Source organism: Mesorhizobium sp. M7A.F.Ca.CA.004.12.1.1, assembly GCF_003997835.1.
Classification (GTDB): Bacteria; Pseudomonadota; Alphaproteobacteria; order Rhizobiales; family Rhizobiaceae; genus Mesorhizobium.
Map to the genome: position 1 here is coordinate 1 of NZ_RZRK01001526.1, position 428 is coordinate 428.

Genomic DNA, 428 nt, shown 5'->3' on the forward strand with positions numbered 1-428 from the left:
GTTCGAAGGCCAGCGCGCCCAGCTCGAAGCCCGTAACCTCGAGCGCAAGTCGGAAGCAGCCCAGGTCGCCGAAAAGCTCGACGGCAAGAGCTTCATCGCCGTTCGCTCCGCCGGCGAAACCGGACAGCTTTACGGTTCCGTTTCGACCCGCGACATCGCCGATCTGCTGACGGCGGAAGGTTTCTCGATCAACCGCAACCAGATCCTGCTCAACCAGCCGATCAAGACCATCGGTGTCACCAATGTGGCGATCGCGCTGCATCCGGAAGTCGAGGTCACCGTCACGCTCAACATCGCCCGCACGGCCGACGAAGCCGAGCGCCAGGCCAAGGGCGAGACTCTGACCACCGCCGAAGCCATCTATGGCGACGACATCAACGACAACGCCCGGCCGGAGAACTTCTTCGATCCGAACACCGAGTTTGAAG

General features: G+C 62.4%; 1 protein-coding gene. It reads left to right on the plus strand.

Features of this window, described 5'->3' with window-relative positions; all coding sequences use genetic code 11:
* Positions 1 to 428 (plus strand): 50S ribosomal protein L9 (gene rplI / locus EN984_RS37375; RefSeq protein WP_127384489.1); only part of this gene is annotated, 428 nt, incomplete at both ends.